This window comes from Phenylobacterium soli (assembly GCF_003254475.1).
Classification (GTDB): Bacteria; Pseudomonadota; Alphaproteobacteria; order Caulobacterales; family Caulobacteraceae; genus Phenylobacterium; species Phenylobacterium soli.
In genome coordinates, this window is record NZ_QFYQ01000001.1 from 1,776,554 (window position 1) to 1,802,240 (window position 25,687).

The 25,687-nt window shown below is 70.4% G+C and carries 27 protein-coding genes; 13 read left to right on the forward strand and 14 right to left on the reverse strand.

All coding sequences use genetic code 11. From position 1 onward, the window contains the following. Window positions 1–29: 29 nt before the first annotated feature. On the reverse strand, window positions 30–953 hold the full coding sequence (gene miaA / locus DJ017_RS08840; protein ID WP_111528371.1) for a tRNA (adenosine(37)-N6)-dimethylallyltransferase MiaA: 924 nt from the start codon (window positions 951–953) through the stop codon (window positions 30–32). Between miaA and serB the strand changes: the two genes are divergently transcribed. Both serB and DJ017_RS08850 read left to right on the forward strand, forming a co-directional pair. Further along, entirely contained in the window at window positions 952–1,845 is an 894-nt protein-coding gene (gene serB, locus DJ017_RS08845) for a phosphoserine phosphatase SerB (RefSeq protein WP_111530028.1), read from the forward strand. The two genes, miaA and serB, sit on opposite strands and share 2 nt — an antisense overlap. Before the next feature lie 48 nt (window positions 1,846–1,893). Beyond that, window positions 1,894–2,562, forward strand: coding sequence for an HAD family hydrolase (locus DJ017_RS08850; protein ID WP_111528372.1), 669 nt, complete (start codon window positions 1,894–1,896; stop codon window positions 2,560–2,562). Between the two features lie 9 nt (window positions 2,563–2,571). Here DJ017_RS08850 and hflC read toward each other — a convergent pair whose 3' ends face one another. Further along, on the reverse strand, window positions 2,572–3,459 hold the full coding sequence (hflC, locus tag DJ017_RS08855) for a protease modulator HflC (RefSeq protein ID WP_111528373.1): 888 nt from the start codon (window positions 3,457–3,459) through the stop codon (window positions 2,572–2,574). Next, window positions 3,456–4,640 carry an FtsH protease activity modulator HflK gene (gene hflK / locus DJ017_RS08860; protein WP_111528374.1) on the reverse strand — a complete coding sequence of 395 codons (1,185 nt, stop codon included), beginning with the start codon at window positions 4,638–4,640 and terminating at the stop codon, window positions 3,456–3,458. The genes hflC and hflK overlap by 4 nt, the downstream gene beginning before the upstream one ends. A gap of 118 nt (window positions 4,641–4,758) precedes the next feature. Between hflK and DJ017_RS08865 the strand changes: the two genes are divergently transcribed. After that, window positions 4,759–5,871 (forward strand): Mrp/NBP35 family ATP-binding protein, encoded by a 1,113-nt coding sequence (locus DJ017_RS08865; protein ID WP_111528375.1) that lies wholly within the window; start codon window positions 4,759–4,761, stop codon window positions 5,869–5,871. A gap of 1 nt (window position 5,872) precedes the next feature. Here the strand turns inward: DJ017_RS08865 and DJ017_RS08870 are convergent, their stop codons facing one another. The 6 genes from DJ017_RS08870 to DJ017_RS08895 all read right to left on the reverse strand — a co-directional run bounded on the left by DJ017_RS08870 (window position 5,873) and on the right by DJ017_RS08895 (window position 12,927). After that, window positions 5,873–7,294 (reverse strand): MFS transporter, encoded by a 1,422-nt coding sequence (locus DJ017_RS08870; protein WP_133255423.1) that lies wholly within the window; start codon window positions 7,292–7,294, stop codon window positions 5,873–5,875. Between the two features lie 138 nt (window positions 7,295–7,432). Next, complete coding sequence (locus tag DJ017_RS08875; RefSeq protein ID WP_111528377.1) at window positions 7,433–8,854, reverse strand: MFS transporter; 1,422 nt, start codon at window positions 8,852–8,854, stop codon at window positions 7,433–7,435. Between the two features lie 165 nt (window positions 8,855–9,019). Beyond that, the gene (locus DJ017_RS08880) at window positions 9,020–9,925 is read right to left on the reverse strand and encodes an SDR family NAD(P)-dependent oxidoreductase (RefSeq protein WP_111528378.1); all 906 of its coding nucleotides are present in this window, start codon (window positions 9,923–9,925) and stop codon (window positions 9,020–9,022) included. 124 nt (window positions 9,926–10,049) lie between these two features. After that, window positions 10,050–11,024: an HlyD family secretion protein gene (locus DJ017_RS08885; protein WP_111528379.1), complete on the reverse strand. Its 975-nt coding sequence runs from the start codon at window positions 11,022–11,024 to the stop codon at window positions 10,050–10,052. Between the two features lie 5 nt (window positions 11,025–11,029). Then, window positions 11,030–11,785, reverse strand: a complete 756-nt coding sequence (locus DJ017_RS08890; protein WP_111528380.1) for an ABC transporter ATP-binding protein — start codon at window positions 11,783–11,785, stop codon at window positions 11,030–11,032. Further along, the gene (locus DJ017_RS08895; RefSeq protein WP_111528381.1) at window positions 11,782–12,927 is read right to left on the reverse strand and encodes an ABC transporter permease; all 1,146 of its coding nucleotides are present in this window, start codon (window positions 12,925–12,927) and stop codon (window positions 11,782–11,784) included. Before DJ017_RS08895 ends, DJ017_RS08890 begins: the two co-directional genes overlap by 4 nt. Before the next feature lie 316 nt (window positions 12,928–13,243). Here DJ017_RS08895 and DJ017_RS08900 point away from each other — a divergent pair, with 316 nt between their 5' ends. Then, entirely contained in the window at window positions 13,244–14,527 is a 1,284-nt protein-coding gene (locus DJ017_RS08900) for a NupC/NupG family nucleoside CNT transporter (RefSeq protein WP_111528382.1), read from the forward strand. A 71-nt stretch (window positions 14,528–14,598) separates the two neighbouring features. Continuing rightward, a complete protein-coding gene (locus tag DJ017_RS08905; RefSeq protein ID WP_111528383.1) occupies window positions 14,599–15,234 on the forward strand; it encodes a glutathione S-transferase family protein in 636 nt (211 codons plus the stop codon). A gap of 19 nt (window positions 15,235–15,253) precedes the next feature. Here the strand turns inward: DJ017_RS08905 and DJ017_RS08910 are convergent, their stop codons facing one another. After that, complete coding sequence (locus DJ017_RS08910; protein WP_111528384.1) at window positions 15,254–16,249, reverse strand: MsnO8 family LLM class oxidoreductase; 996 nt, start codon at window positions 16,247–16,249, stop codon at window positions 15,254–15,256. Between the two features lie 30 nt (window positions 16,250–16,279). Next, the gene (locus DJ017_RS08915; protein ID WP_111528385.1) at window positions 16,280–16,633 is read right to left on the reverse strand and encodes a GFA family protein; all 354 of its coding nucleotides are present in this window, start codon (window positions 16,631–16,633) and stop codon (window positions 16,280–16,282) included. Window positions 16,634–16,743: 110 nt separating this feature from the next. Here DJ017_RS08915 and DJ017_RS08920 point away from each other — a divergent pair, with 110 nt between their 5' ends. After that, the gene (locus tag DJ017_RS08920) at window positions 16,744–17,553 is read left to right on the forward strand and encodes a class I SAM-dependent methyltransferase (RefSeq protein WP_111528386.1); all 810 of its coding nucleotides are present in this window, start codon (window positions 16,744–16,746) and stop codon (window positions 17,551–17,553) included. A 6-nt stretch (window positions 17,554–17,559) separates the two neighbouring features. Here DJ017_RS08920 and DJ017_RS08925 read toward each other — a convergent pair whose 3' ends face one another. After that, a complete protein-coding gene (locus tag DJ017_RS08925) occupies window positions 17,560–18,033 on the reverse strand; it encodes a PaaI family thioesterase (RefSeq protein ID WP_111528387.1) in 474 nt (157 codons plus the stop codon). Window positions 18,034–18,095: 62 nt separating this feature from the next. Here DJ017_RS08925 and DJ017_RS08930 point away from each other — a divergent pair, with 62 nt between their 5' ends. From DJ017_RS08930 to DJ017_RS08960, 7 genes are all read left to right on the forward strand, one after another. Further along, window positions 18,096–18,659: a hypothetical protein gene (locus tag DJ017_RS08930; RefSeq protein ID WP_111528388.1), complete on the forward strand. Its 564-nt coding sequence runs from the start codon at window positions 18,096–18,098 to the stop codon at window positions 18,657–18,659. A 2-nt stretch (window positions 18,660–18,661) separates the two neighbouring features. Beyond that, complete coding sequence (locus DJ017_RS08935) at window positions 18,662–19,810, forward strand: acyl-CoA dehydrogenase family protein (protein WP_111528389.1); 1,149 nt, start codon at window positions 18,662–18,664, stop codon at window positions 19,808–19,810. Beyond that, the gene (locus DJ017_RS08940) at window positions 19,810–20,085 is read left to right on the forward strand and encodes a DUF3253 domain-containing protein (protein ID WP_111528390.1); all 276 of its coding nucleotides are present in this window, start codon (window positions 19,810–19,812) and stop codon (window positions 20,083–20,085) included. The genes DJ017_RS08935 and DJ017_RS08940 overlap by 1 nt, the downstream gene beginning before the upstream one ends. Window positions 20,086–20,131: 46 nt before the next feature. Then, complete coding sequence (locus DJ017_RS08945) at window positions 20,132–20,791, forward strand: glutathione S-transferase family protein (protein WP_111528391.1); 660 nt, start codon at window positions 20,132–20,134, stop codon at window positions 20,789–20,791. An 8-nt stretch (window positions 20,792–20,799) separates the two neighbouring features. Beyond that, window positions 20,800–21,384 carry a uracil-DNA glycosylase family protein gene (locus DJ017_RS08950; RefSeq protein ID WP_111528392.1) on the forward strand — a complete coding sequence of 195 codons (585 nt, stop codon included), beginning with the start codon at window positions 20,800–20,802 and terminating at the stop codon, window positions 21,382–21,384. Beyond that, window positions 21,381–22,406, forward strand: a complete 1,026-nt coding sequence (locus DJ017_RS08955) for an alpha/beta fold hydrolase (RefSeq protein WP_111528393.1) — start codon at window positions 21,381–21,383, stop codon at window positions 22,404–22,406. The genes DJ017_RS08950 and DJ017_RS08955 overlap by 4 nt, the downstream gene beginning before the upstream one ends. A gap of 64 nt (window positions 22,407–22,470) precedes the next feature. Further along, a complete protein-coding gene (locus DJ017_RS08960; protein ID WP_111528394.1) occupies window positions 22,471–23,547 on the forward strand; it encodes a Glu/Leu/Phe/Val dehydrogenase dimerization domain-containing protein in 1,077 nt (358 codons plus the stop codon). Here DJ017_RS08960 and DJ017_RS08965 read toward each other — a convergent pair. Both DJ017_RS08965 and DJ017_RS08970 read right to left on the reverse strand, forming a co-directional pair. Next, window positions 23,544–24,113, reverse strand: a complete 570-nt coding sequence (locus tag DJ017_RS08965; RefSeq protein ID WP_227000079.1) for a GNAT family N-acetyltransferase — start codon at window positions 24,111–24,113, stop codon at window positions 23,544–23,546. The genes DJ017_RS08960 and DJ017_RS08965 overlap by 4 nt on opposite strands. Window positions 24,114–24,319: 206 nt before the next feature. Continuing rightward, entirely contained in the window at window positions 24,320–25,651 is a 1,332-nt protein-coding gene (locus tag DJ017_RS08970) for an MFS transporter (protein WP_227000080.1), read from the reverse strand. Window positions 25,652–25,687: the final 36 nt, after the last annotated feature.

A 25,687-nucleotide genomic window follows, 5' to 3' on the forward strand; every position in this document is an offset into this window, starting at 1 on the left:
AAGAGAAGGATCACGCGTTTCGCATGCCGCTAACCGGCCGTCAAGCGCGGGTCGAGGGCAATAAACTGCCTCCACTGGTTGTCGTGCCCCTCGTCGGTCAACCTGGGCCAGTCGGCCATCTGGCCGCGCATCCAGGTGAGCTGGCGCTTGGCGTAGCGGCGGGTCTCGCGCTGGGCGGCGGCAAGGGCCTCGGCCCGCGTGGCCTGGCCGTGGACGTAGGCGGCGAATTCCCGCACTCCCACCGCCTTCATCGCCGGCAGGTCGGGGTCGAGGTCGCGCGCGATCAGGGCGGCGACCTCGTCGATGGCGCCTTGGCTGACCATGGCCTCCAGGCGCGCGTCGCAGCGGGCGTAGAGCGCCTCGCGCGGGGGCTCCAGGGCGAGCGGGACATAGGCGCCCGGCGCGAGCGCCGGCTGGCCGGAGGCCTGCCAGTCGGACAGCGCGGTCCCGGTGGCCTCGGCGACCTCCCACGCGCGGACCAGGCGCTGGCGGTCGTTGGCGGCGATGCGGGCGGCGGCGGGCGGATCGCGTTCGGCGAGGCGGGCGCGGAACGCCGCTTCCCCCAGGCGCTCATAGTCGGCCTCGGCCGCGGCGCGCGCTTCGGCGGGGATGGCCGGCACTTCGGCGAGGCCTTGGGTGAGGGCGCGGAAGTAGAGCCCGGTGCCGCCGACGAAGACCAGCGGGGCGGATTCGCTCTCCATGATCTCGCTCGCGGCGCGCAGCCAGCGGCCGACCGACCAGCCCTCGGCCGCATCGACCGTTCCGAACAGCCGGTGCGGCGCCTCGGCCTCCTCCTCGGGGCTCGGGCGGGCGGTCAGGACGTGCAGGTCGCGGTAGAGCTGCATGGAGTCGGCGTTGACGATCTGCGCCCCGGTCGCCTTGGCCAGGCGCAGGGCCAGCGCCGACTTGCCGCTTGCCGTGGGCCCGGCGATCAGCCAGATGCGGGGCTCCATGCAGCTTGCTCTCACCCTGGTCAGCCCGGAGCCGGGCGCCGCCGAAGACGCCCTTGCTCATCTCGCCTCAGCGCTCGCAGGCGCGCGGGCCCGCGTCAAGGAGCCCCGGCCGCTCGGGCCCGGCGCGGTCGACGTCGCCCTGGAGGCCGAGGATGCGAGCGCGGTGCGCGAGGCCGCCGAGGGGGCGCTCGAAGGGCGCGCGGTCGACGTCTGCGTCCAGCCGTGGAACGGGCGCAGGAAGAAGCTGCTCGTCGCCGACATGGATTCGACCATCATCAACGTCGAGTGCCTGGACGAGCTGGCCGACTTCGCGGGGCTGAAGGCGCACATCGCCGCCATCACCGAGCGGGCCATGCGCGGCGAGCTGGAGTTCGAGACGGCGCTGAGAGAGCGGGTGGCGCTGCTGCGCGGCCTCTCCACCGGCGCCCTGCAGCAGACCTATGACGAGCGCGTGCGGCTGAACCCTGGCGCCCGGACGCTGGTGCGGACCATGGCGGCCAACGGCGCGCGCTGCGCCCTGGTCTCCGGCGGCTTCACCTTCTTCACGAGTCGGGTGGCCGAGGCGGCCGGCTTCCACCTCAACCGCGCCAACACCCTGCATGAGGAATCCGGCAAGCTGACCGGCGAGGTGGGCGAGCCGATCCTCGGGCGCGAGGCCAAGCTGAGGTCGCTGCTCGGCGAGGCCGAGGACCTGAAGCTGCCGCTCTCGGAGACCCTGGCGGTGGGCGACGGGGCCAACGACCTGGCCATGATCGAGGTGGCGGGGCTGGGCGTCGCCTACCGCGCCAAGCCCATAGTGGCGGCCCAGGCCGACGCCAAGGTGGACCACGCCGACCTGACGGCGCTGCTCTACTACCAGGGCTACCGGGCCGCCGAGTTCGTCACGGACTGAAGCGGTCCGTGATTTGGGCCTGAGGCCGCGAGTCGGCTAAGTCGGCCCATGGCCCTCCCCAGACCCGTCAAAGCCGTCGTCTTCGACATGGATGGCCTGCTCGTCGCCACCGAGCAGGTGGTGTTCGACGCCATGCAGCAGGCGGCCTCCGGCGCCGGGCGCGAGATGCCGTTCGAACTCTTCAAGCGGATGATCGGCCTGCCGGGCCACGCCAGCGACGCGATCGTCGTCGAGCACTTCGGGAAGGGCTTCGACCTGGAGGTCTGGCGGCGAGAGGTGTCGCGCCACTTCGACGACATCGCCGCGGCCGGGATCGCCCTCAAGACCGGGGTCCTGGAGCTGCTCGACGCGCTCGACGCGCACGGCCTGCCCCGGGCGGTGGCGACCTCCTCCACGCGGCATGCGGTGGAGCACAGCCTGGGCCAGCACGGCCTGATCGAGCGCTTCCATGCGATCATCAGCCGCGAGCTGCAGACCCGCCACAAGCCGCACCCCGATCCGTTCCTGATCGCCGCCCAGGCGCTCGGCGTCGCGCCAGAGGACTGCCTGGCGCTGGAGGACAGCCACAACGGCGTCCGCTCGGCCTCGGCCGCCGGCATGATGACGATCATGGTGCCGGACATGCTCGATCCGACCGAGGAGATGCAGTCGCTGTGCGTACGCATCGCCGCCGACCTGCACGAGGTCCGCGAGCTGGTGGAGCGGCAGCGCCTCTAGAGCTGGGGCTTAGCGCCCCGGCCCGCGCTGGAAATATTTGAAGAAGTCGCTGTCGGGGGAGAGCACGAGGGTCGTGTCGCCCTGCGCCAGCGCCTGGTCGTAGGCCTGCATCGAGCGGTAGAAGGCGGCGAAGGACGGGTCCTTGCCGTAGGCCTGGGCGAAGATGCGGGTTCGCTGGGCGTCGCCCTGGCCCCGGGTGACGCCGGCCTCCTCGCGCGCGGCGGCGAGGGTGATGGCCACTTCCTTGTCGGCGGCGGCGAGGATCTCGCGCTTCTGCTGCTCGCCGACCGCGCGGATCTGGGCGGCCTGCTGCTGGCGCGAGGTCTGCATGCGGCGATAGACGGCCGCCTGGTTGGCGGCCGGCAGGTCGGCGCGCTTGATCCTCAGGTCGATCACCTGGATGCCGAGGCGGCTGTCGGTGGCGCGCTTGGCCACGTCGGCGCGGGCCTGGCGCATCAGCTCGTCGCGCTTGCCGGAGATGATGTCGCTGGAGCTGGCCGAGCCCAGCACCTGGCGCAGCGAGGAATTCAGCAGCCGCTCGATCCGGTCGGCGGCGATCCGGTCGTCGCGCAGGGTCCGGTAGTACTGCAGCGGGTCGGAGATGCGGTAGCGGATGAAGGCGTCGACCACCAGCCGCTGCTGGTCGGCGGCGATGATCTCCTCCTGGTCGGCCTCCTGGCCGAGGTTGCGGCGGTCGAACTTAACCACGTCCTCGACGAAGGGCTGCTTGACGTGCAGGCCGGCCTCCGGGCGATGCGGGGCGTTGACCACGCGCACCGGCTCGCCAAACCGCACGACGATCGCCTGCTCGCGCTGGTCGACCACGTAGAAGGTGTTGAAGACGAGGATCAGCAGGCCGAGCGCGACGACGGCCCAGGCCCAGTTGCGGCGGCTCATGGGTTCGGCCTCGCGGCTTGGGCTTGCGGTTGGGCCGGCTCGGGCGCGGCGGCGGGCGGCGCAGGGGCCGGCGCGGGCGCCGGGGCGTTGCGCGGCTGGAATACGTCCGGCGGCAGGATGATCGGGGCGGTGGTCCCCTTGCCGGAGACGACCACCTTGTTCGAGTGGGCGAGCACGCGCTCCATGGTCTCCAGGTAGAGCCGCTCGCGGGTGACGCCCGGCGCCCGGCGGTACTCGCCGAGGATCTGGCTGAAGCGGGAGGCCTCGCCGTAGGCGTCGCGGACGCTCTGCTCGCGGTAGCCCTGGGCCGACTGGACGATCTTGGCCGCGTCGCCCTTGGCCTCGTTGACCACCCGGTTGCGGTAGGTGTTGGCCTCGTTGACCGCGCTGTCGGCGTCCTGCTGGGCGTTGCTCACGTCCCGGAAGGCGGCGACCACGTCCGGCGGGGGGTTGGACGAGCGGATCTGCACCTCGACGATGGAGACGCCGGCGCCCCAGGAATCGAGGGTGCGCTGCATCAGCTCGGCCGCCTGCTGCTGCACCTGGCCGCGACCCGTGGTGAGGATCGGCTGCAGGGGCGTCTTGCCGACCACCTCGCGCATGGCGCTCTCGGCGACGGCCTTCACGGCCTCTTCCGGATTGCGGGTGGAGAAGACGTAGCGGGCCGCGTCGTTGATCCGCCAGGTGACGCTGAAGTTCAGGTTCACGATGTTCTCGTCGCCGGTGAGCATCAGGCTCTCCTCCGGCGTGTCCGCATTCCCGCCGGCGCCGCCGACGTCGATCCGGTTGAGGGTCGTGACCGGAACCTTCTCGACCCGCTCGATGGGGGCGGGGAGATGATAGCGCAGGCCCGGTCCTTCGGAGCGCGAATAGGCGCCGAAGGTGGTGACCACCGCCTGCTCGTTGGGCTGGACCACATAGAGGCCGCTGAGCGCCCAGAGGGCGAGGACGCCGCCGGCGATGGCCACCGCCGCGCCGGGCCGCAGGCCACGGCCCGGGCCGCCGCCGAACACGCCACCGACCCGGCGGCGCAGGCGCTCGAAGGCGTCGTCGAACTCGGGGCCGCCGCCATTCCGCGGGCCTTGCGGGCCGCCTTGCGGGCGCTGGGGCCGGTCGCGGCGATCGTCGTCCGGCGGAGGCGAACCCCAGGGGCCGGGATTGGCGTTGTCGTTCCAGGGCATCAGGCGAGGCGCGACTTGGTCAAGCAGAACTCCCGGCGCGCCCGGACAGGGGACTTGTAAACCGGCGCAACCAGCCGGATATGAGACCCCTTTTTCGGCAACGCAAGCCAAAGGCGACATGAGCGAACCGGCCGTTCCCGACCGCGCCGCCGTCCTGGCGGCCCTCGACGAGGTGAAGGATCCGAAATCGGGCCAGGGCCTGAGCTCGGCCGGACTGGTGCGCGGGCTCGTCCTGCGGGCCGGCCGCGTGGCCTTCATGCTGGAAGTCCCCCCCGCCGACGTGGAGCTCTACCGGCCGGTGCGCGAGGCCGCCGAGCGGGCCCTGGCGTCGGTGGCCGATGTGGCGACCGCCCAGGTGGTGCTGACCGCCGAAGGGCCGCCCGCGCCGCCGCTCCGCACCTCGCCCAGCCCCGCCGCCCGGCGCGCCCGGGTGGCCGAGGACCCGCAGGCGCGGCTCGGCAACATGCCCGAGGCGACGCGGCCGGATCACGTGCGGAAGGTCATCGCGGTGGCCAGCGGCAAGGGCGGGGTCGGCAAGTCCACGGTGGCGGTGAACCTCGCCGCGGCCTTCGCCAAGCTGGGCCTGAAGGCCGGCCTGCTAGACGCCGACGTCTATGGCCCCTCGGCCCCGACGATGATGGGGATCACCGACGAGCCGACCTTCGACGCCGAGAAGCGGCTGATCCCGCTCGAGGCCTTCGGGGTGAAGGTCATGTCGATCGGCTTCATCGTCGAGGAGGGCGACGCCGCCATCTGGCGCGGGCCGATGGCCACCTCGGCCCTGCGGACGATGATGAACAGCGTCTGGGGCACGGCGGCCGAGCCGCTGGACGTGCTGGTGGTCGACCTGCCGCCGGGCACCGGGGATATCCAGCTGACCCTCGTCCAGCGCATGAAGCTCGACGGGGTGGTGATCGTCTCGACGCCGCAGGAGATCGCGCTGGTGGACGCGCGCCGGGCGGCGACCATGTTCAAGAAGACGGGCGCGCCGATCCTCGGCGTGGTCGAGAACATGGCGTTCTATGCGGACGCCACCGGCGCGAAGATCCCGATCTTCGGCGAGGGCGGGGCGGCGAGGGAGGCCGCGGCCCTGGGCGTGCCGCTGCTGGCGGAGATCCCGATCGAGGTCGCGCTCCGCGAGGCCTGCGACCAGGGCCGGCCGCTGGCTGCGACGGCGCCCGAGAGCGCCGCCGCGAAAGCCTTCCTCGAGATGGCGCGGAAGCTCGCCTGATCTACTCGGCGGCGGGAGCAACGTTCTCGCCGGCCCCGACCAGCCCCTCCTGGGCCGAGTCGAAGTCGCGGGATTCCATCTCGTCGAGGGCGGCGCGGATCTCGCTTTGCCGCTGGGCGTCCAGCTTGTAGCCGATCAGGCAGACGGCCCCGATGACCACCAGGAGGATGGGCGCGAAGACGTAGCACATCTCCAGCCCGCGGATCGCCTCGGGTGTGTTGGCCGCTCCGGGCTTGGGATCGAAGCCGACCAGGTCGAGGATCGGATAAATGATGGCCACGGCGACCGAGGAGCCGAACTTCTGGGTCATGGTCACCAGGGCGTAGAGAACGCCGGCGCGTTCCTGGCCGGTGTTCAGCCGCAGCTCGTCGGCCACGTCGGCGACCATGGCGCGGACCAGCACGACGAAGGCCGAGCCGCAGAAGCCGACCGAGAACATGCTCAGGAAGGTGGGCCAGAAAAGCCCGGCCGGGACCAGCATCAGGATCGTCTGGGTGATGGCGTAGCCGACAGCCGCGAGCTGAACCGTGCGGTGCTTGCCGAGCCGCTGGGCGACGCGGCCCCACAGCGGCGCGCCGATCATGCCGGCGCCGGTGTAGGGGATCAGCAGCAGGCTGACCGCCGCCAGGCTGAAGCCCTTCGATTCATGGAAGAAGAAGAGATAGATCGGTGCGCTGGCGCCCGGGCCGAGGGCCAGGAACAGGTCGGCGCCGATGAGCCGCAGCATCGACTTGTTGGAGACGATGGCGAGGTAGTCCTTGAGGCTGGTCCGCTGCTTATGCGCCAGAGGGGCCAGGCGCTCGGGCGTGGAGACCACCGCGGCCAGGACGGTGACCGTGCTGACCAGGATCATCACCCACCCGAGCACCGACATGCTGCCCGGGTCGGCCGGCTTGATCGCGCCGTGGGTCAGGATCGGCGTGGCCTGCAACATGGAGGAGGCGAGCACGCCGACGCCCAGCATCCAGCCGAACATCCGAGAACGCTCGTGGTAGTCGCCGCTGAGCGCCGCCGCCCACGCCGAGTGCGCCAGCACCAGCATGGAGTAGGCGACGTAGAGCAGGATGTACCAGGTGAAGAGATAGCCGAGATCGGCGTCCGCCGGCGGGTTGAACACCTGGTAGAGCGAGATCCAGAGGACCGGGAGGGCCGCCAGGAACCAGGGCCGGTAGCGTCCGGCGGGCGTCCGGGTCTTGTCCATCACCCAGCCGAGGAGAAGGTCGACCCCGAGGTCGGTAAGGCGGACCATGCCGATGGTGGCGCCGACGGCGGTGAGGGTGGTGCCCAGCTTGCCGGCGTAGAACGGCGGCAGGTAGACGCCCATCATGGTCGCCATCAGGGCGGCCGGCACGCTGCCGAGCGAGAAGGCCAAAAGTCGTGGAAGCGGCAGCCGGCCGCGGGGCGCGGCGCTGGAATGAGTCACGGACGTCTCCTCAAAGTATCAATCGGGCGCCCTCTGATGGGGCGCTAATACCGAGAGGGAAGCGCGGCCTGCCGCGCCGCGCAAGAGCTTTCCGTCAGGTCAAATCGCCCGTGGCCGCGGGTGTGGCCGCTTGGCGGCTCAGGAGGCGGTGGCCTTGATCTCCACCGGGTCGGTGGCGGGCGGGCCGAAGGGCGGCTCGGCGTAGAGGGCGTCGCGCTCCTCGAGCGCCTTGCGGATCTCGGCGTGGCGCTCGGAGGTGAGGCGGTATCCAATGAAGCAGGCGCCGGCGATCATCACGAAGACGATCGGTCCGATGATGTAGGCGAGCTCCAGGCCGTGGATAGCGTCGGCCGTGTTGTGGGCGCCTTCCTTGGCGTTGTAGCCGACCGCGGTGAGCGCAAAGTTGAAGGTCAGGATGATGGCGCCGGCCTGGGCCAGTTTGCTGGTGCCGTTGGTCAGGGCGTAGACCAGCCCCATCCACTCGCGGCCGCTCTCCAGGCGCAGCTCGTCGGCGATGTCGCCGGCCAGGGCGCGGATCATCACGGTGAAGCCCGCCTGCATGGCGCCGACCACGAACATGCCCGGCGCGAAGGCGGCGAAGTTCCCGGCCGGCAGGAACGGCACCAGGATCAGGCCCAGGGAGTAGACCGTCGTGTTGAGCATCAGGGCGCGGTGCTTGCCGATGCGGTTGGCGATGAAGGCGGTGAACGGCGCGCCGACGAAGCCGGCGGCGATGTAGATGGCCAGCAGCAGGTTGGCCGGACCGGTGCCGAAGCCGCGGCTGTCGCGGAAATAGAACAGGTAGAGCGCGGCCATCCACCCGGGGCCGAGGGTCACGCAGAGGTCGGCGAGCAGCAGGCGCAGCACGTTCGGGCGCGTCAGCAGGCCCAGGTAGTCGGAGATCTTGAAGCTGAGCGGATGCTCCTTGCGGATCCGCTCCTTGGTGCTGCCGAGCACCAGGGCGGCGGCCAGCGGCACGCCGCCGATGATGAACCAGATCATCGCCTGGACGCCCTGCGCGTCGCTGAACTTCAGGGAGGTCATGACCACCGGGATCAGCAGCACCGCCACCGCGCCGGCGACACCCAGGCCGCCGATGGCGCCGAAGATGCGCGACCGCTCGTGATAGGTGCGGCTGAGGGTGCCGCCCCAGGCCAGGTGGCTGAGGTACATGCCGGAGTAGCCCATGTACATGGCCAGCAGCCAGGTGAAGAGGTAGCCGAGGCCGACGCCCTCCGGCGACTGCATCAGCATGTAGAGGGCGAGCATCAGGACCGGCGCGCCGAGCGCCATCCAGAAGCGGTAGCGGCCGAACCGGGTCTTGGTCTTGTCCATGACGACGCCGAGCACGGCGTCGAGCGGAATGTCGACCAGGCGGACGAGGGCGAAGGCTGTGCCGACGGTGGCCAGGGACAGCCCGATGTGGCTCGCGAAATAGCGGGGCAGGTGGACCGAGAGCGCCAGCTGCAGGGCGGCGATGGGAATGCTCGCGCTGGCGAAGGCCAGGACGGAGGCCAGGCCGAGCGAGTCGGACGTCTGGGGGGTTTTAGCCTTCGACAAGGGCGCGTCTCCTGCAACTCGCCGGGCCTCTGGCGGACCCGGTCGGGGTCCAACTTACGCGCGATCACTTATTCCGAGGCAAGTGGATTTCGCGCACCGCGGTCATGCAAAAACAAAGGGGCGGCCATCGGCCGCCCCTTCGCAATTCACCTCTGGTTGAGCGGCTCAGCCGCCCTGCATCTTGCGGAAGAACTTCTGGGTCTGCTCGCCGCCGGCGTTGTAGGCCTTCTGGCCTTCCGGATCGACGATCTTGGACCAGCTGTCGCGGACCTCTTCCACCGACAGGCCGCCGGCGCCCAGGTAGACGCCCTCGGTCTCGACGATGCGCGCGCAGGCGAAGGCGCCGGCGCCGGCGGTGAGCACCACGCCGGTCGGAGCCTCTTCCGAGCACAGGAAGACGACGCCCGGCGTGACGAACTCGGGCTTCAGGCGCTCGAGGATCTCCGGCGGCATCAGGTTCTCGGTCATCCGGGTCGCGGCCACCGGGCTGATGGCGTTGACGTGGATGTTGTTCTTCTGACCTTCGAGCTTCAGGGAGTTCATGAAGCCCACGAGGCCGAGCTTGGCCGCGCCGTAGTTCGACTGGCCGAAGTTGCCGTAGAGGCCCGTCGAGGAGGTGGTGACCACGATGCGCCCGTAGTTCTGGTTGCGCATGATCTCCCAGACCGCCTTGGCCGGCTTCACCGTGCCCATCAGGTGGACGTCGACCACGAACGCGAAGTCGGGGATCTCCATCTTGGAGAAGGTCTTGTCGCGGAGCACGCCGGCGTTGGCGACCAGGATGTCGATCCGGCCCCAGGCGTCCATGGCGTCCTTGACCATGCGGGCGACGCCGGCGTCGTCGGTCACCGACGAACCGTTGGCGATGGCTTCGCCGCCGAGCGCCTTGATCTCGTCGACCACCTTGTTGGCGGCGTCCGAGCCGCCGCCCGAGCCGTCGACCGAGCCGCCGAGGTCGTTGACCACGACCTTCGCGCCGCGGCGGGCGAGTTCGAGTGCGTGCTGACGGCCCAGGCCGCCGCCCGCGCCGGTGACGATGGCCACTTTGCCGTCGAAGCGGATGTCCGCCATGAGGATCCCCTTGTCTTGATCGGGTGTTCGGATGCGGCGCGCGTTGTGCGGCGCGGCAAAGGCCCCGTCAAGCGGACCCGACGGAAGGCTTGGCCCTTCCGCCGGCGCCGGGATCTCGCCTGGTTCAGCCCTGGGGAACGGCCGTCGCCGCCGCCTGCTGCTGGCCGCGCATGAACTTCACGAGCACGCGCTGGCCGATCAGGAACGGCGCGCCGTCGGCGGACACCACCACCTCGACCACCCGCTCGTCCGACCGCTCGGTGGGATCGTCCGACTGCAGCTTGCGGGCGCCGAACACCGGCGCCTGGCGGATCACCTTGCCGGCGTAGGTCCGGCCAGGGTCGGCTTCCGGCGACATCTGCACGGTCTGGCCGACGGCGACATTGGGCAAGGCGCCTTCGGAGATCTCGGCGCGGACGATGCGGGCGGCGCGGGGCTCGAGGTCGAACATGTTGGAGACGTTGAGGGTCGAGGCGCCGGCGCCGGGGTTGGCGTAGCGGCGGACGATTTTGCCGTCGACCGGCGCGCGGATGACCGTGAGCTCCTGGTTGTAGCGGGCCTGGGCGAGCTTGGCCTGGGCCGTGCCGATCAGGGCCGCCTGGGCGTCGAGATTCGCCTGGGCCTGGCGCACGGCGTCGTGGGCGGCGTCGAGCTTCTGGCCGGCGACGAAGTTGGAAGAGACCAGACGCTGCAGGCGAGCCTCCTCGCGCTGGGCGGTGGCGAGCTGGACCTTCAGCAGCTCGACCTGGGCGCGGGCCTGGTTGAGCTCGGCGGCGGCGCTCTGGGCGGCGAGGCGCGGCTCGTCGTCCTCCAGGCGGGCGAGCACCTGGCCCCTGGCGACGTCCTGGCCCTCCTGGACGAGCACCTCGCGGACTACGCCGGAGGTGCGGGCGGCCACCTGGATGATGCCGCCTTCCACGTCGGCCTTGCCGTTGGACACGGCGACGTAGGGGCTCTTGGGCGCGGCCGCCGCCGCGACCTTGGCGGCTTCCGCCTTCTTGGCGTTGGCCTTGGACGACATGAACACGAAGCCGCCGCCGCCGAGCACCAGCACGGCGACGAGGATCCAGACGATGCGGTTCTTCAGGAGCGCGGGCATTTGCTTCAGGCCTCGATGAGCGCGGGTTGGGCGGGGACGGGGTTCGCGGAGCCGACGGGCGCGGCGTGCGCGGTGCGCGCGTCGCTGAGGATCCGGCCGTCCTCGATGTGGATGACGCGGTCGGCGTAGGCTTCGAGCCGCGGGTCGTGGGTGACGCAGATGACGGCGGCGCCGTGCTGCTTGGCGGCGCGCTGCAGGAGCTTGACGATCACCTGGCCGGTCTCGCCGTCGAGCGCGCTGGTCGGCTCGTCGGCGAACAGCAGCTGCGGCTCCTTGGCGAGGGCGCGGGCGATGGCCACGCGCTGCTTCTCACCGCCGGACATCTCCGAGGGGCGCTGGCGCAGGCGGTGGGTGAGGCCGACCTCGTCGAGGGCGATCTCGGCCCGGCGGCGGGCCTCGGCGCGCGACAGGCCCTTGTACTTCAGGATCAGCGCCACCTGGTCGAGGGCGTTGAGCGAGGAGAACAGGTTGAAGCCCTGGAAGATGAAGCCGCAGTGGTCGAGCCGGAAGCGGTCGATCTTGCCCGGGCGATAGCTCCAGAGGTCGTGGCCCATGGCGGTGACGCCGCCCTGGTCGGGCTTCAACAGGCCCGAGAGGCAGGCGACCAGGGTCGACTTGCCCGAGCCCGAGGGGCCCATGACCATGGTGACGTCGCCGTGGCGGGCGTCGAAGTCGACGTTCTTGAGCACCTCGATGTGGGTGCGGCCGGTCTTGAAGCGCTTGGTGAGGCCGGTGGCGGCGATCGCGGTTTGATGGCTCATCGCAGGAGATCCGCAGGCTGGCTCTTCTTGAGGACGCCGAGCGACAGGGCGCCCGAGACCACCGAGATGACGAGGAGCAGGATCGAGACGGAGACGATCCAGGTCATGGGGAAGCCCATCGGCACGCCGGCGTTCTGGGCCAGCAGCGAGATGAGCCAGGTGAAGAGGAAGGTGAAGGCGAGGCCGACCACCCCGACCCAGATCGACAGTTCCAGGACGAGCTTGCGCAGCGAGCCCATGGAGACGCCGAGCGCCCGCAGGCTGGCCAGTTCCTTGATGTTGGCGAGCACCGCCCCGCGCAGGGTCTGGGAGGTGATGCCGACGCCGATCAGGAAGCCCAGGAACACCGAGAAGCCGAGAAAGACGCCGATGATCTGTTCCTTCATCAACGAGCCTTCGTTGGCCTTGGAGAGCTCGCTGCGCGTCCAGGCGCGGTAGAGGCCGCCGGACGCCTTGTTGAGCTGATCGCGGACCTCCGGCGCCTTGGCCGGGTCCTTGATGCGCACCATCAGCGGGCCGAGGCGCGTGGGATCGCGCTTCATGCCCAGCATGCGGTAGCTGTCGCGGGACATGACGACGGTGGCCTGGTTGATGCTGGGGTAGCCGTCGAGCACGGCGCGGACGCGGACCGTGCGGCCGTTGATCACCGCGCTGTCGTTCAGCTTGACGCCGAGGCGGGCGAGGCTGGTGCGGTCGATGGCCACCGACAGCGGCTCGAGCAGGGCCACGCGGGTCGCCTCGGTGTAGTCGGTGGGCAGGGTGACGGCGCCGGGCCGGGTGTCGACGGTCCAGATCTGCACGAAGTCGGTCTTGCGCTTCTGGCCCGGCGGCGGGTTGTTCATCCACATCGAGCCGTTGCCCTGCAGGTCCTGCACCTCGGTGACGTTGGGGTTCAGGTAGATCAGCGGCAGGACGCGGCCCGGCACGCCGGCGCCGGGCCCGGAATCGACCATGGCCTCGACCTTGGGGCCCATGACGATGACGTCGGCGCGGCTGCGGTCGATCGTGGCGGTGATGCCGCTGACGATGCCGGTGAACATGCCCACCTGGGCCAGGATCAGGAGGCCCGAGAAGGCGAGCGCGACGACGGCCGCCGTGTAGCGGCGCCATTCGTAGAACAAGGTGGACAATGCCAGTGACATCGCGGTCGGCGCCCCTGCCTTAAACGAGCGCCAAAGAACTCTGCGGAGGGCGGCGGCGGAGCCAGTTAAATCGCCGTAACGCGGCGTTGTCCGGCTGTTACCTCGCCCGCATGAGGCGCTCGCTTCCTAGGAGGCGTCGAGGTGCGCGGGCGGATGCGGGCGCTGCAATTAAACCTTTGTAATCCGGGGGCGGCTCGGCCCCTGCGTGTGGCTTTTGGCCCCGCCTCGCTTGCCTAAGGTGAGGTTCTCATCCTCTATCACCCGCGGGGAGCCGCATCTGAGTCCTGTCGGGTTGGCGGCCGTGGTTGGGGAACACATGTTCGGTCCTGAGAACGCCCAGAGCCTGCTGGGCCTGTTGCTGGTCATCGGCCTGTGCTGGGCGCTGTCGGAGAACCGGGGCCGTTTCCCCTGGAAGCTGGCGCTGGGCGCGATCGCCCTGCAGGCGGTGCTGGTGGCGGCGCTGTTCGGCCTGCCGGCCCTGCGAGTGGCGCTGTCCGGCGCAGGCCAGGCGGTGGACGGGCTGGCCTCGAGCACCCAGGCCGGCGTCAGCTTCGTGTTCGGCTTCCTGGCCGGCGGCCCCGACCAGCCCTACGCCCTCACCAACCCGGGCTCGATGTTCGTCTTCGCCTTCCGCGTGCTGCCGGTGATCCTGGTGGTCTGCGCCCTGGCCGCGCTGCTCTGGCACTGGCGGATCCTGAAGTGGGTGACCCAGGCGTTCGGGGTCTTGTTCGAGAAGACCATGGGCCTGCGCGGCGCGCCGGCGCTGGCCACCGCGGCGACCATCTTCATGGGCCAGGTGGAGGGGCCGATCTTCATCCGCAGCTATCTGACGACCCTGTCCCGCTCGGAGCTCTTCATGCTGATCTCGGTCGGCATGGCCTGCGTGTCGGGTTCGACCATGGTGGCCTATGCGACGATCCTGAAAGGCGTGCTGCCGAACGCGGCGGCCCATGTGCTGACCGCCTCCATCATCTCGGCGCCGGCCGGGGTGCTGCTCGCCCGCATCCTGGTGCCGCGCGACCCCGAGACCGAGAAGCCCCAGGCCCTCGAGCCGGAGAGCGACAAGGTCTACGACTCCACCGTCGACGCCCTGATCCGCGGCACCTCCGACGGCCTGACGATCGTGCTGAACGTCGGCGCGACCCTGATCGTCTTCGTCGCGCTGGTGGCCATGCTGAACGGCATCCTCGGCCTCCTCCCGTCGGTGGCCGGCGCGCCGCTGTCGGTCGAGAGGGGGCTCGGCGTGCTGTTCGCGCCGCTCGCCTGGACGCTGGGCATTCCCTGGCACGACGCCCCGACGGCGGGCTCGCTGCTGGGCGTGAAGCTGGTGCTCACCGAGTTCACGGCCTTCATCAAGCTGGGCGCGATCCCGGTCGACCAGATGGCCGAGCGCAGCCGGGTGATCATGACCTACGCCCTTTGCGGCTTCGCCAACGTCGCCTCGGTGGGCATCAACCTCGCCGGCTATTCGGTGCTGGTGCCCGAGCGGCGCAACGAGGTGGTCGGCATGGTCTGGAAGGCGATGATGGCCGGCTTCCTCGCCACCTGCCTGACGGCCTCGGTGGTCGGCGCCATGCCGCCGGCCCTGTTCGGCGGCTGAGGCTCACCCGGGGTGATGCTTGACGGGTGACCGATCGTGCTCTTTTCTGGGCGCGACAAGGGAGATCGCCCATGAAGCTCTACGACACGCCGCTCGCCCCCAATCCGCGCCGGGTGCGCTGGTTCATGGCCGAGAAGGGCATCACCGACATCGAGATCGTCTCGCTCAACCTGATCAAGGGCGAGCACAAGACGCCGGACTACCTGGAGCGGGCCGGCCTGCCCAACGTGCCGGCGCTGGAACTGGACGACGGGACGACGATCACCGAGTCCATCGCCATCTGCCGCTACCTCGAGAGCAAGTATCCGGAGCCGAACCTGTTCGGCCGCACGCCGGAGGAGACGGCGGTGATCGAGATGTGGATGCGCCGGGCCGAGATGATGGTCGCGACCCCGCTGATGATGGGCGTGCGCCACACCCATCCGGCGCTCGCCGCCCTCGAGCAGCAGAATCCGGTCATCGGCGACTACAACAAGGAGGCGGGCCTTAGGGCCCTCAAGCTGCTCGACCGCCGGCTCGGCGAGAGCGAGTGGCTGGCCGGCGAGCGCATCACCATCGCCGACATCGTCGCCTTCATCGGCCTCGACTTCGGCCGGTTGATCAAGCTGGCGCCGCCGCCCGAGCTGAAGAACGTCTGCCGCTGGGCCGACGTCATGCGCGCCCGCCCGGCCGCCGCCGCCGGCATGCCCGCCCAGGCGCCCGCCTGAGCGCCCCCAGCCGGAGGGCCTAGGACGGCTTGATCAGCTCCAGCGACCGGATGCGGTCGGCGAGGGTCGGGCCGGTGGCCATGACGAACAGCTCGTCCGCGCCGGTCGACCGCGCCTTGGCCTCGAGCCGGGCGCGGACGGTGGCGGCGTCGGCGGCGATGGTGCGCGCCTCGACCATCTGCAGGAGCGGGGTTCCCTTGCGCTCGGCGAGGTAGGCCTCGGCTTCGGCCAAGTCGGGGAAGCGCTGACGGCGGCCCTCCATCATGGCGACGCTGCCCGCCCGCCGCGGCGCGTCCAGCCGCCAGGCCTCGTCCGCGGTCTCGGCGGCGAAGGCGATCAGGGCGGCGCCGGCCCAGGGCGTCTGGCGAAACTCAGAGGGTTCGAAGGCCTTGCGATAGGACTCGATAGCCGCGTCGGCGTCGGCGCGGGCGATGAACTCGGCGAACACCATGCCCAGCCCCGCCTGGCCGGCGAAGGCCGCGCTCTCGGCCGAGGAGCAGAGCATGAAAAGGTCCGGGTGCGAGGGGCCGGACGGGTTGGCGTGGATGTCGTGCAGCGGATGGGCGTCGCCGATCGGCGCCTTGCCGGCCGCGTCCAGGAGCCAGGTGGAGAGCAGCGATAGGTACTGCGGGAACGCCTCCGACCCGACCGAGCGCAGGGCGCCGCCGGTGCGCATGTCGGCGCCCAGCGCGCGGCCGAGGCCGAGGTCGATGCGGCCCGGCGCCAGGGCCTCCAGCTCCATGAAGGTCTCGGCCACCTTCAGCGGCGAATAGTTGACCAGCATCACCCCGCCCGAGCCGAGGCGGATGCGGCTCGTCGCCTGGGTGAGGGCGGCGATCAGGATCTCGGGATTGGGCGAGCCCAGGCCCTGGATGTTGTGATGCTCGGCCACCCAGAAGCGCTCGTAGCCGAGCCGCTCGGCGGCCCGGGCCACCTCGAGGGTGTCGCGCACGGCCTGGGCCTGGGTGCCGTTAGGCGAGACGGGGGAGAGGTCGAGGACGGAAAGGGAGACCATGCGCCAGCGATATGGGGGCGCGGAGCGGCCCTAGTCCAGATACTCCCAGGTCTTGGCGCCGTCGAAATGGCGCACCCGGATACCGTTCCAGTCGAGCCCGGGCATGGCGCGTGCGTTGATCGCCATGCGCTTCTGGGCGCCGTCGAGGCTTTGCCAGTGGGTGACGATCCCGCAGGCGCGGCAGCGGTGGAAGGCCAGCATGCGGTCGCCCCACACATAGGGCTGAGTGGCGCCCGCGCGGGGCAACTCGACCTCGGCCGGGGAGTAGTAGGCCCAGCGGGCGCCGAGGCGGCTGCAGATCGAGCAGTTGCACTCGGTCACCTCGGCGGGCGGAGCCTTGGCGGTCAGCCGGACGGCGCCGCAGTGGCAGCTGGCTTCGATCATCGGCCTAGGAGGACCCGAGCCGCGGGCTTTTGTCCAGAGCTGCACGTGAACGTTGCGCTCCGGCCCGCGGCGTAGCCATGCTGCGGCCGGGGCGGGACGAGGAGGCTGGCATGACGCACGTCGACACCGCTTTCACCGGCTCCATCCCGGAGCTCTACGACCGCTATCTGGCGCGGATGTTCTTCCAGCCCTACGCGGACGCCATCGCCGCGCGGCTGCAGGGCTTCGCCGGCGAGCTCCTCGAGGTGGCGGCCGGCACCGGCGTGGTCACCCGCACGCTCGACCGCGCCCTGCCGCGGGACGCAAGGATCACCGCCACCGACCTTAACGAGCCGATGCTGCGCCACGCACAGGCCCAGGGTGCGTCGGAGCGGGTGTCCTTCCGCCAGGCCAACGGCCAGGACCTGCCCTTCGCGGACGGGCGCTTCGATGCGGTGGTCTGCCAGTTCGGCATGATGTTCTTCCCCGACCGCATGGGAGGCTACCGGGAGGCGCGGCGGGTGCTGCGGCCGGGCGGGACCTACCTGGCGACGATCTGGGACGACCTCACCGGCAACGCGATCACCCGCGTCGCCCAGGAGGCGCTGGCACAAACCTTCGCGGACAATCCGCCGATGTTCATGGCGCGCACCCCGCACGGGCATGGGGACGTGGCGGTGATCCGCCGCGAGGTCGAGGCGGCGGGCTTCGCGGCGCCCACCATCGAGACGCTGGATCTTGTCGGCTACGCCGAGTCCGCCGAGGCCGCGGCCACCGGCATCTGCCAAGGCACGCCGCTGCGCGGCGAGCTGGAGGCCCGCGGCGGCGCCGAGGCCCTGGAGCGCGCCACCGAAGCGGTCGCCGTGCGCCTGCGCGAGCGCTTCGGGACAGGCCCGATCGACGGAGCCCTGCGCGCGCACCTGATCACGGCGCGGCGCTGAACCGGCCTAGCTGCGCGGGCCGCGCTTCTTGAGCACGGCCGAGAAGCTCATCATCGGCTCGCCGCCCTTCGAGGCGTTGGCGATGATGCCGCGCACGAAGACCATGCTGCGGCCGCCCTTCACCACCTCGCCGGTGCATTCCACGAGGTCGCCGATGTTGGCCGTGCCGACGAACTCGCCGTTGAAGGTGGCGGTGACGGCGTGGCTGTCCTTCAGCTCCTCGCGGGCGATCACGAACAGGCAGAAATCGGCGAAGGTCATCACGCAGCCGCCGTGCATGAACATGCCGCCGTTCATGTGCTTCTTCTCGGCGCGGAAGGCGCAGCGCAGCGTCCCTTCCTCGTCACGGCGCCAGTAGAACGGCCCGGCGAGGTCCTCGAAGGGGTCGCCGCCCGGATAGAAGGACCACCCGGCCCACTCGCCCTCGGTCACCTCCTTCAGCCGGGAGGTGTAGTTCACGTCCTCGTCGCCGCCGTCCATTGCCCCACTCAGGTTCAAACACTAGTTTGCCGGCCGCTCTTAAGCCCCATCGAGGACCCTTCATGCAAGGCCGGACCGTCCCTGCGCGCGCCATCGCCGTCGCCGCCGCGCTTGGCCTCGCCGCCGCGCCGGCCCTGGCGGCCGAACCGGCGCCCGCCGCGCCGAAGACCATGGGCTTCACCCCGAAGACCTATGTGGACGGGCCGGTGCTGCAGGTGATCCTCGGCGAGCGGGCCCTGTTCCGCCTCGACGACAGCGGCAATCCCGTGCTGGAGAGCGTCGAGAAGGGGCAACTCGCCGTCGCCCATCCGGCCGGCGCCGTCAGTGAGACCTTCAAGCCGCCGGCGTTCGGGGCGATGGGCGTCGCGCTCGACGGCTCGGCCGAGAAGAAGGCGAGCTCCATCAAGGTCTGGAACGGGACCGGCCGTCCGGTCCAGTACCGCGCCGTCGTCCTGGTGCTGCACGGCGAGACGCTGCGGCCCGTGGCCGTGCCGACCTGCCCGGTCGCGCCGGGCGCCACGCGCATCGAGAGCTGGCCGGCGCCGATTGTCGCCGTCGGCCTGTCACGCTTTAAGGCGGCCACCAAGGCCGCGCTGGCCCAGCCGGCCTGCAAGAAGGGGAAGTAGCCATGGCGCTCGACGCCGAGACCCGCGAACAGCTGATCGAGACCGTCCGCCGGTTCGTCACCGAGCGCCTGCGCCCGCTTGAGGCGCAGGTCGCCGAGCACGACGCGGTGCCGGACGACGTGGTCGAGGAGATGAAGGCGCTCGGCCTCTTCGGGCTCTCGATCCCGGCCGAATTCGGCGGCCTGGACCTGTCGATGGAAGAGGAATGCCTGGTCGGCTTCGAGCTCGGCCGCACGAGCCCGGCGTTCCGCTCGACCTTCGGCACCAACGTCGGCATTGGCAGCCAGGGCCTCGTCATGTTCGGCACGCCCGAGCAGAAGCGGAAGTACCTGCCGGGCATCGCCTCCGGCGAGATCATCACCTCCTTCGCGCTCACCGAGCCGGAGGCGGGGTCCGACAGCGCCAACGTGCAGACCCGCGCCATCCTGGACGGCGACCACTATGTCCTGAACGGCTCCAAGCGGTTCATCACCAACGCCAACAAGGCCCACCTCTTCACGGTGATGGCGCGGACGGATCCGTCCAAGCCCGGCGCCGGTGGCGTCTCGGCCTTCCTGGTGGAGCGCGACCTGAAGGGCCTGACCGTCGGCCGACCCGAGAAGAAGATGGGCCAGCAGGGCGCCCACATCTGCGAGGTGTTCTTCGACAACGTCCGCGTGCCGGTGGAAAACCGCCTCGGCCGTGAAGGGGAGGGCTTCAAGGTGGCCATGCAGGTGCTCGACCGCGGCCGCCTGCACATCTCGGCGGTGTGCATCGGGGTGGCGGAGCGGCTGATCGCCGACAGCGTCGCCTACGCCTCGGAGCGCAAGCAGTTCGGCCAGCCGATTTCGAGCTTCCAGCTCATCCAGGGGATGATCGCCGACTCCAAGACCGAGGCCATGGCGGCCAAGGCCCTCACCCTGGAGAGCGCCCGCAAGCGCGACGCCGGCCAGAGCGTGACCCTCGAGGCCGCCGCGGCCAAGTACTTTGCCTCCGAGATGGTCGGCCGGGTCGCCGACCGCGCGGTGCAGATCTTCGGCGGCGCCGGCTATGTGGCCGACCACGGCATCGAGCGCTTCTACCGCGACGTGCGGATCTTCCGCATCTACGAGGGCACCAGCCAGGTCCAGCAGGTGGTCATCGCCCGCGAAACCCTGAAGCGGGGCGGCTGATGAGCGAGGCGCCGGAAGACAAGACACCGGTCAACGCCAGGATCGAGACCGCGATCCTCGAACTTCTCGGCAAGGCGGGGCCTGGCAAGTCGATTTCGCCGGAAGAGGTCGCCCGGGCGGTTGAACCTGAGGCGTGGCGTCGCCAACTCTCCCATGTCCGCGGCACGGCGGTGGCCCTGGCCCGCGAGGGACGGCTGGTCATCCTGCGTCACAACAAGCCGGCGGATCCGGACGATTTCAAAGGTGTCTGGCGGATGCGTCTGCCGGAAGCCTGAACGAGGGCCTGAACTCAAGGCCCGAACCCAGGGAGGGGTCTGCAAGATGATCATCTATGGCAGCTCGATGTCGCCGTTCGTGCGCAAGACCATGGTCTTCGCCATCGAGAAGGGGATCGAGTTCGAACTGGTCCAGGCGTTCGGTCCGAACGGCCCCCCCGAGTTCAAGGCGGCGAGCCCGTTCGGCAAGATCCCGGCCTTGAAGGACGGCGACTTCACCCTCGCCGACTCCACCGCGATCATCACCTATTTCGACGCCCTGAAGCCCGAGCCGAACCTGATCCCGACCGAGCCCAAGGCCCGGGCGAAGGCGATCTGGTACGAGGAGTTCGCGGACACCATCGTCGGCGCCTGCGTGGGCAAGGTGTTCTTCAACCGCATCGTCGCGCCCCGCTTCATGGGCCGCCCCGGCGACCTGGCCGCGGCCGACGAGGCCCAGGCCGTCGAGTTCCCCAAGCTCGCCGATTACCTGGAGAGCGTCGTCCCCGCCTCGGGCTACCTGGTGGAGGACCGGATCACCCTGGCGGACCTGGCCGTGGCGAGCCCCTTCGCCAACCTCGAGCACGCCGGCTGCGCCATCGACGCCAAGACCCACCCGAAGGCCGCGGCCTATCTGGCGGGGATCCTCGCCCGGCCGTCGTTCGCCAAGATCATCGCCGCCGAGAAGCAGGCCCTGGCCGCCATGGCCAAACGGGAGCCGGCCTAAGGTTCGGCTTGGCCCTCGCCCGACTTCTCGACGAGATCGCCGCCTGCCGGGCCTGCGCCGGGGACTTCCCCCATGCGCCGCGCCCGGTGGTGCGGGTCTCGCCTGAAACCAGGATCCTGATCGCCGGCCAGGCGCCGGGGCGGCGGGTGCACGAGAGCGGCCTGCCGTTCGACGACCCGTCCGGCGACCGGTTGCGCGGCTGGATGGGCCTCGACCGCGCGACTTTCTACGGCGACGACCGCGTCGGCGTGGCGGCCATGGCCTTCTGCTTCCCGGGCACCAACCCCACGGGCGGCGACTATCCGCCGCCGCGGCGCTGCGCCGAGCTCTGGCGCGAACGGCTGATGGCCGAGCTGCCGAACGTCGAGCTGACCCTGCTGGTCGGCTCCTACGCCCAGGCCTGGGCGCTGAAGACCCGCCGCCCGCTCGGGGAGACGGTGCGCGACTGGCGCGCCTACCTGCCTGAGGCCTTGGTGCTGCCGCATCCCTCGTGGCGCAATACCGCCTGGCTGAAGCGAAACCCCTGGTTCGAGGCCGAGGTTACGCCCTATCTGCAGGAGCGGGTGCAAGAGATCCTGACCGCCGACCGATGAAGCGCCTTCTCGTCCTCGCCTTCGCCCTGATGGTCTCGGCCTGCACGCCGCTCGTCGTGCAGCAGCCGCTCAGTCCGCCCACCGCCTTCGCCGGGCCGCGGCTGGAGGAGGACGCCGTCGTCAGCTTCGACGGCGCGCGCCTGGGGCTGAAGCACTGGGACACGGCGGGCGAGCCGTGGGCGGTGATCGTCGGCGTGCACGGCATGAACGACTATTCCAACGCCTTCCACATGGCCGCGCCCTGGTGGGCGGAGCAGGGGATCGCGACCTACGCCTACGACCAGCGCGGTTTCGGGCGCTCTCCGGGGCGGGGCATCTGGGCCGGCGAGGAGCTGATGGTGCAGGACCTGCGCACCGTGACCAGCCTCGTGCGCCAGCGCTTCCCGCACGCCCTCATCGCCGTGGCCGGCGAGAGCATGGGCGGGGCGGTCGCCATCGAGGCGTTCGCCAGTTCGGACCCGCCGGCCGCCGACCGCCTGATCCTGCTCTCCCCGGCGGTCTGGGGCTGGCGCGAGCAGCCGCTGCCCAACAAGACGCTCCTATGGCTGGCCGCCAACTTCACCGCCGGCAAGGTCTATGAGCCGCCGCGCTGGCTGACCTCGAAGATCAAGCCGACCGACAACCGGGCCGAGCTGATCGCCATGGGCCGCGACCCGCTGATGATCTGGGGCGCGCGCTCGGACACCCTCTATGGGCTGGTGTCGCTGATGGGGTATGCGGCGGACGACGTGGGCCGCATTCAGGCCCCGACCTTCTACCTGCACGGGATCCACGACGAGATCATCCCGAAGAAGGCCGCCCGCCGCGCCGCGGCCGAACTGAAGGCCAGCGACCGCTCGGCCGAGTACGCCCACGGCTATCACCTGCTGATGCGCGACCTCGAGGGCCCGGCGGTCTGGGCCGACGTGGCCGCCTTCCTCAAGGATCCGAAGGCGGACCTGCCGTCGGGCGCGCCGCCGATCCCGGGCTCGCCGGCCCGGGGCGCCAGGACGCAGACGGCGGCGAGCGCCTCGGGGTTGTGAGATCGGTCCGTCGGGAGTAGGGAAGCCGCGCAACCGTCTTCCACTGAGCGGCGCTTACCCAGGCATGACCTTGTTCGATTCCCCGGCCTTCGAGGGACATGAAGGCGTCCACGAGTTCTCCGACGAAAAAACCGGCCTTAGGGCGATCGTCGCGATCCATTCGACCGCCAGGGGCCCCGCCGCCGGCGGCTGCCGGATGTGGCCCTACGCCGACTCCGAGGCGGCCCTGACCGACGCGCTGCGCCTGTCGCGGGCGATGAGCTTCAAGAACGCCATGGCCGACCTCGACCTCGGCGGCGGCAAGGCGGTGATCATCGGCGATTCCCGCACCCAGAAGACGCCGGGCCTGTTCGAGGCCTTCGGGGCCTGCGTCGAGCAGCTCGGCGGCCGTTACTGGACCGCCGAGGACGTCGGCGTCTCGCCGACCGACCTCATGCACGCGCGCAAGCGGACCCGCTACGTGGCCGGGCTGGAGGGCCATGCGGCGGCATCGGGCGATCCCTCGCCGGTGACGGCCGAGGGCGTATTCCGGGGCGTGCAGCTCTGCGTGCGCCGGGCGCTCGGCCGCGAGCTCGACGGGGTCACCGTGGCCCTGCAGGGGGTCGGCCATGTGGGCGGCTACCTGGCCGACAAGCTCACCGCGGCGGGCGCCAAGCTGATCGTCACCGACGTCAACGCTGAGCAGCTGCACGCCGTGGCGGAGCGGACCGGCGCCGAGGTGGTGGCGCCGGGGGCCATCTTCGATGCGGAATGCGACGTCTTCGCGCCGTGCGCCCTGGGCGGGGCGATCAACGAGAGCACCCTGCCGCGGATCAAGGCGAAGGTGATCGCCGGCGCCGCCAACAATCAGCTCGCCGACGCCGAGGCCGGACGGGCGGTCTTCCAGCGCGGCATGCTCTACGCGCCGGACTATGTGATCAACGGCGGCGGCATCATCAACGTCGCGGCCGAGATCCGCGCCCTGGAGGCCGGCGGCGCCTTCGACCCGGCCTGGGTCGACGCCAAGCTCGACCGCCTGATGCTGACGCTGGAGGAGGTCCTCGACCGCGCAAAGGCCGAGAACCGTCCCACCAACGAAGTCGCGAACGAGATCGCGCAGGCCCGCATCACCATCGCCGCCGAGAAGAAGGCGGCGGCTTAGCCCCGCCGCCCCAGCCAGGCCTCGCGGGTCAAGATCCAGACTTCGCGGGGCAGTCGGCCTTCGACGAACTCGCCATCGATCACCTCGATGAGTTCGAAGCCCTGCTTCTCCTTGATCCGGTGCGAGCCGGCGTTCGGCGCCGCGTTGGTGACATAGATGTAGGGCCAGGCGAGGTCTTCGAACGCATAGGCGGTGACGGCGTCCGCCGCCTCGGTCATCAGGCCCCGGCCCCAGTACTCGCGCGCCAGCCAGAAGCCCCGCATCTCGCGGTCGCCGGCATCCGGCCGCAGGTCGACCCGGCCGATCAGCGCGTCGTCGCCGCCCTTCAGGGTGATGGCCCAGTAGAACTGCTCGCCGCGGGCGCGCTTCTCCAGGCTCTCGCGGACGTTGGTCGCCGCGCCGTCCTCCGGGTAGGGCCAGGGCACCTTGGCGAGCAAGTGGCGCACGACCTCCCAGTGCGGGAACTCGCGCTGGATGGCGGGGATGTCCGCCTCGCGCATCGGCCGAAGGATCAGCCGCTCGGTCGTCAGGGTGGGCGTCGGGGGCAGGGGTGTTTCGAACGTCATGGGTTAGGTCTCCGAGGTGAGCCGGAGGCCGGGCGCTGGCGTCTCTTGTCAGGAAGATCGAAGCCCCGGCCATGTCGGCGGGGCTGTGCGAGAATGGCTACGCGATGCGCGCGCAGCCGGTCTCACGCCCCGCGAGGGTGGCGTTGCAACCGAGACCGGACGGCAGGGGCGCGAAGCGAGCCATGGCCGGGCTTCTACCGCAAATTTCAGATCGCGGCGAGCCTCGCCGTGCGCGGCTCCTTGACGGCGATGACCAGGATCAGGAGGCCGGCCGCGAGGAAGCCCAGCGAAATGCCGAACACCGTGTCGTAGCCGAGGAGGTCGGCGAGGCCCCCGCCGACCAGCGGGCCGAGGGTGGCGGTGATGCTCTCAGCGGTGGCGGAGACGGCGATGCGCATGGGCAGCTCGTCGCGCGAGCCGAACTCCAGGATCATGGTCTGGGCGGCCATCATGTAGCCGGCCTGGGCCGCGCCGAGGCCGAAGAAGGCCACCGCGATGAGAGCGCTCACCGCGACGTTCATCAGGAGCACCGTGGCGGCCACCCAGGCGACGAGGGACAGCAGCAGCACGAGGCGGAAGCCGGTCCTGTCGCCGAGCGAGCCCCAGCCGATGTTCGAGAGCGTGTCGCCCAGCATGAAGGCGGTGGAGAGCAGGCCGAGCGTGGCGCCCATCTGGGCCGCGCCGTGAAGGTGCAGCTTCTGGGTCACGTAGAGGATGTAGAAGGGTGTCGCGATGCGGGCCGAGGTGGCGAGCATCTGGACCAGCAGGAAGAAGGCGTAGGAGCGGTCCTGGCTGATCAGCCGCGGCAGCTCCTTGAAGCGGTCGCGAAAGCCGGTCTGCGGCCGGGTCGTCGGCGGCTCGGGCTCATTGACCAGGAACTGCAGGGCCCAGAGGCCGAGCGTGGTCAGGACGAAGGCGAAGACGAAGGTCGTCGAGTAGCCGTTGCCGAACAGGTTCTGGCCGATGAAGTACTTGCCTGCGAAGTAGGAGAGCACCGCGGCGATGGCGCTGCCGGTCATGTTGCGCCAGGCCTGAAGGCGGCCGCGCCGGCTGATCGGGATCACCTTGGCGACCAGCAGCGAAAAGACCACCCGCTGGGCGCCCATGAAGATGCCGAACATCAGCATCATGACGAGCAGGGCGGTGGCGAGCTGGGAACCCTTCAGCAGCCAGCCGGCGATGGCCATGCCGAGCACGGCGAGGCGCGCCAGGCTGCCCATCCAGATGGCGGCGGGCATGACCTTGGTGCGGTGCTCGATCTTGGTGGCGCCGAAGATCGGCGAGATCACCCCGCCGACCTGCTGCAGCGCCAGGCCCAGGCCGACGATCGCGTTCGAGCCGGAGACCTGGTGCAGATAGGCCGGCAGGAAGGTCGGCGCGTTGACCAGCCTGAAGCCGGTCATGCCGAGCATGCCGTGCAGGTAGTTGCCCAGGTAGTTCCGTTTCAGGTTGTCCCAGACGAACTTCTCATAGGCGGCCTCGCGGGCGGCAAGATCGCCGTCGGGCTCGACGGCGGCGGGTTCGACCGTGGCGCTCAAAATCAATCCGCCGCGCGTGTTCGGAAATATGCCGGG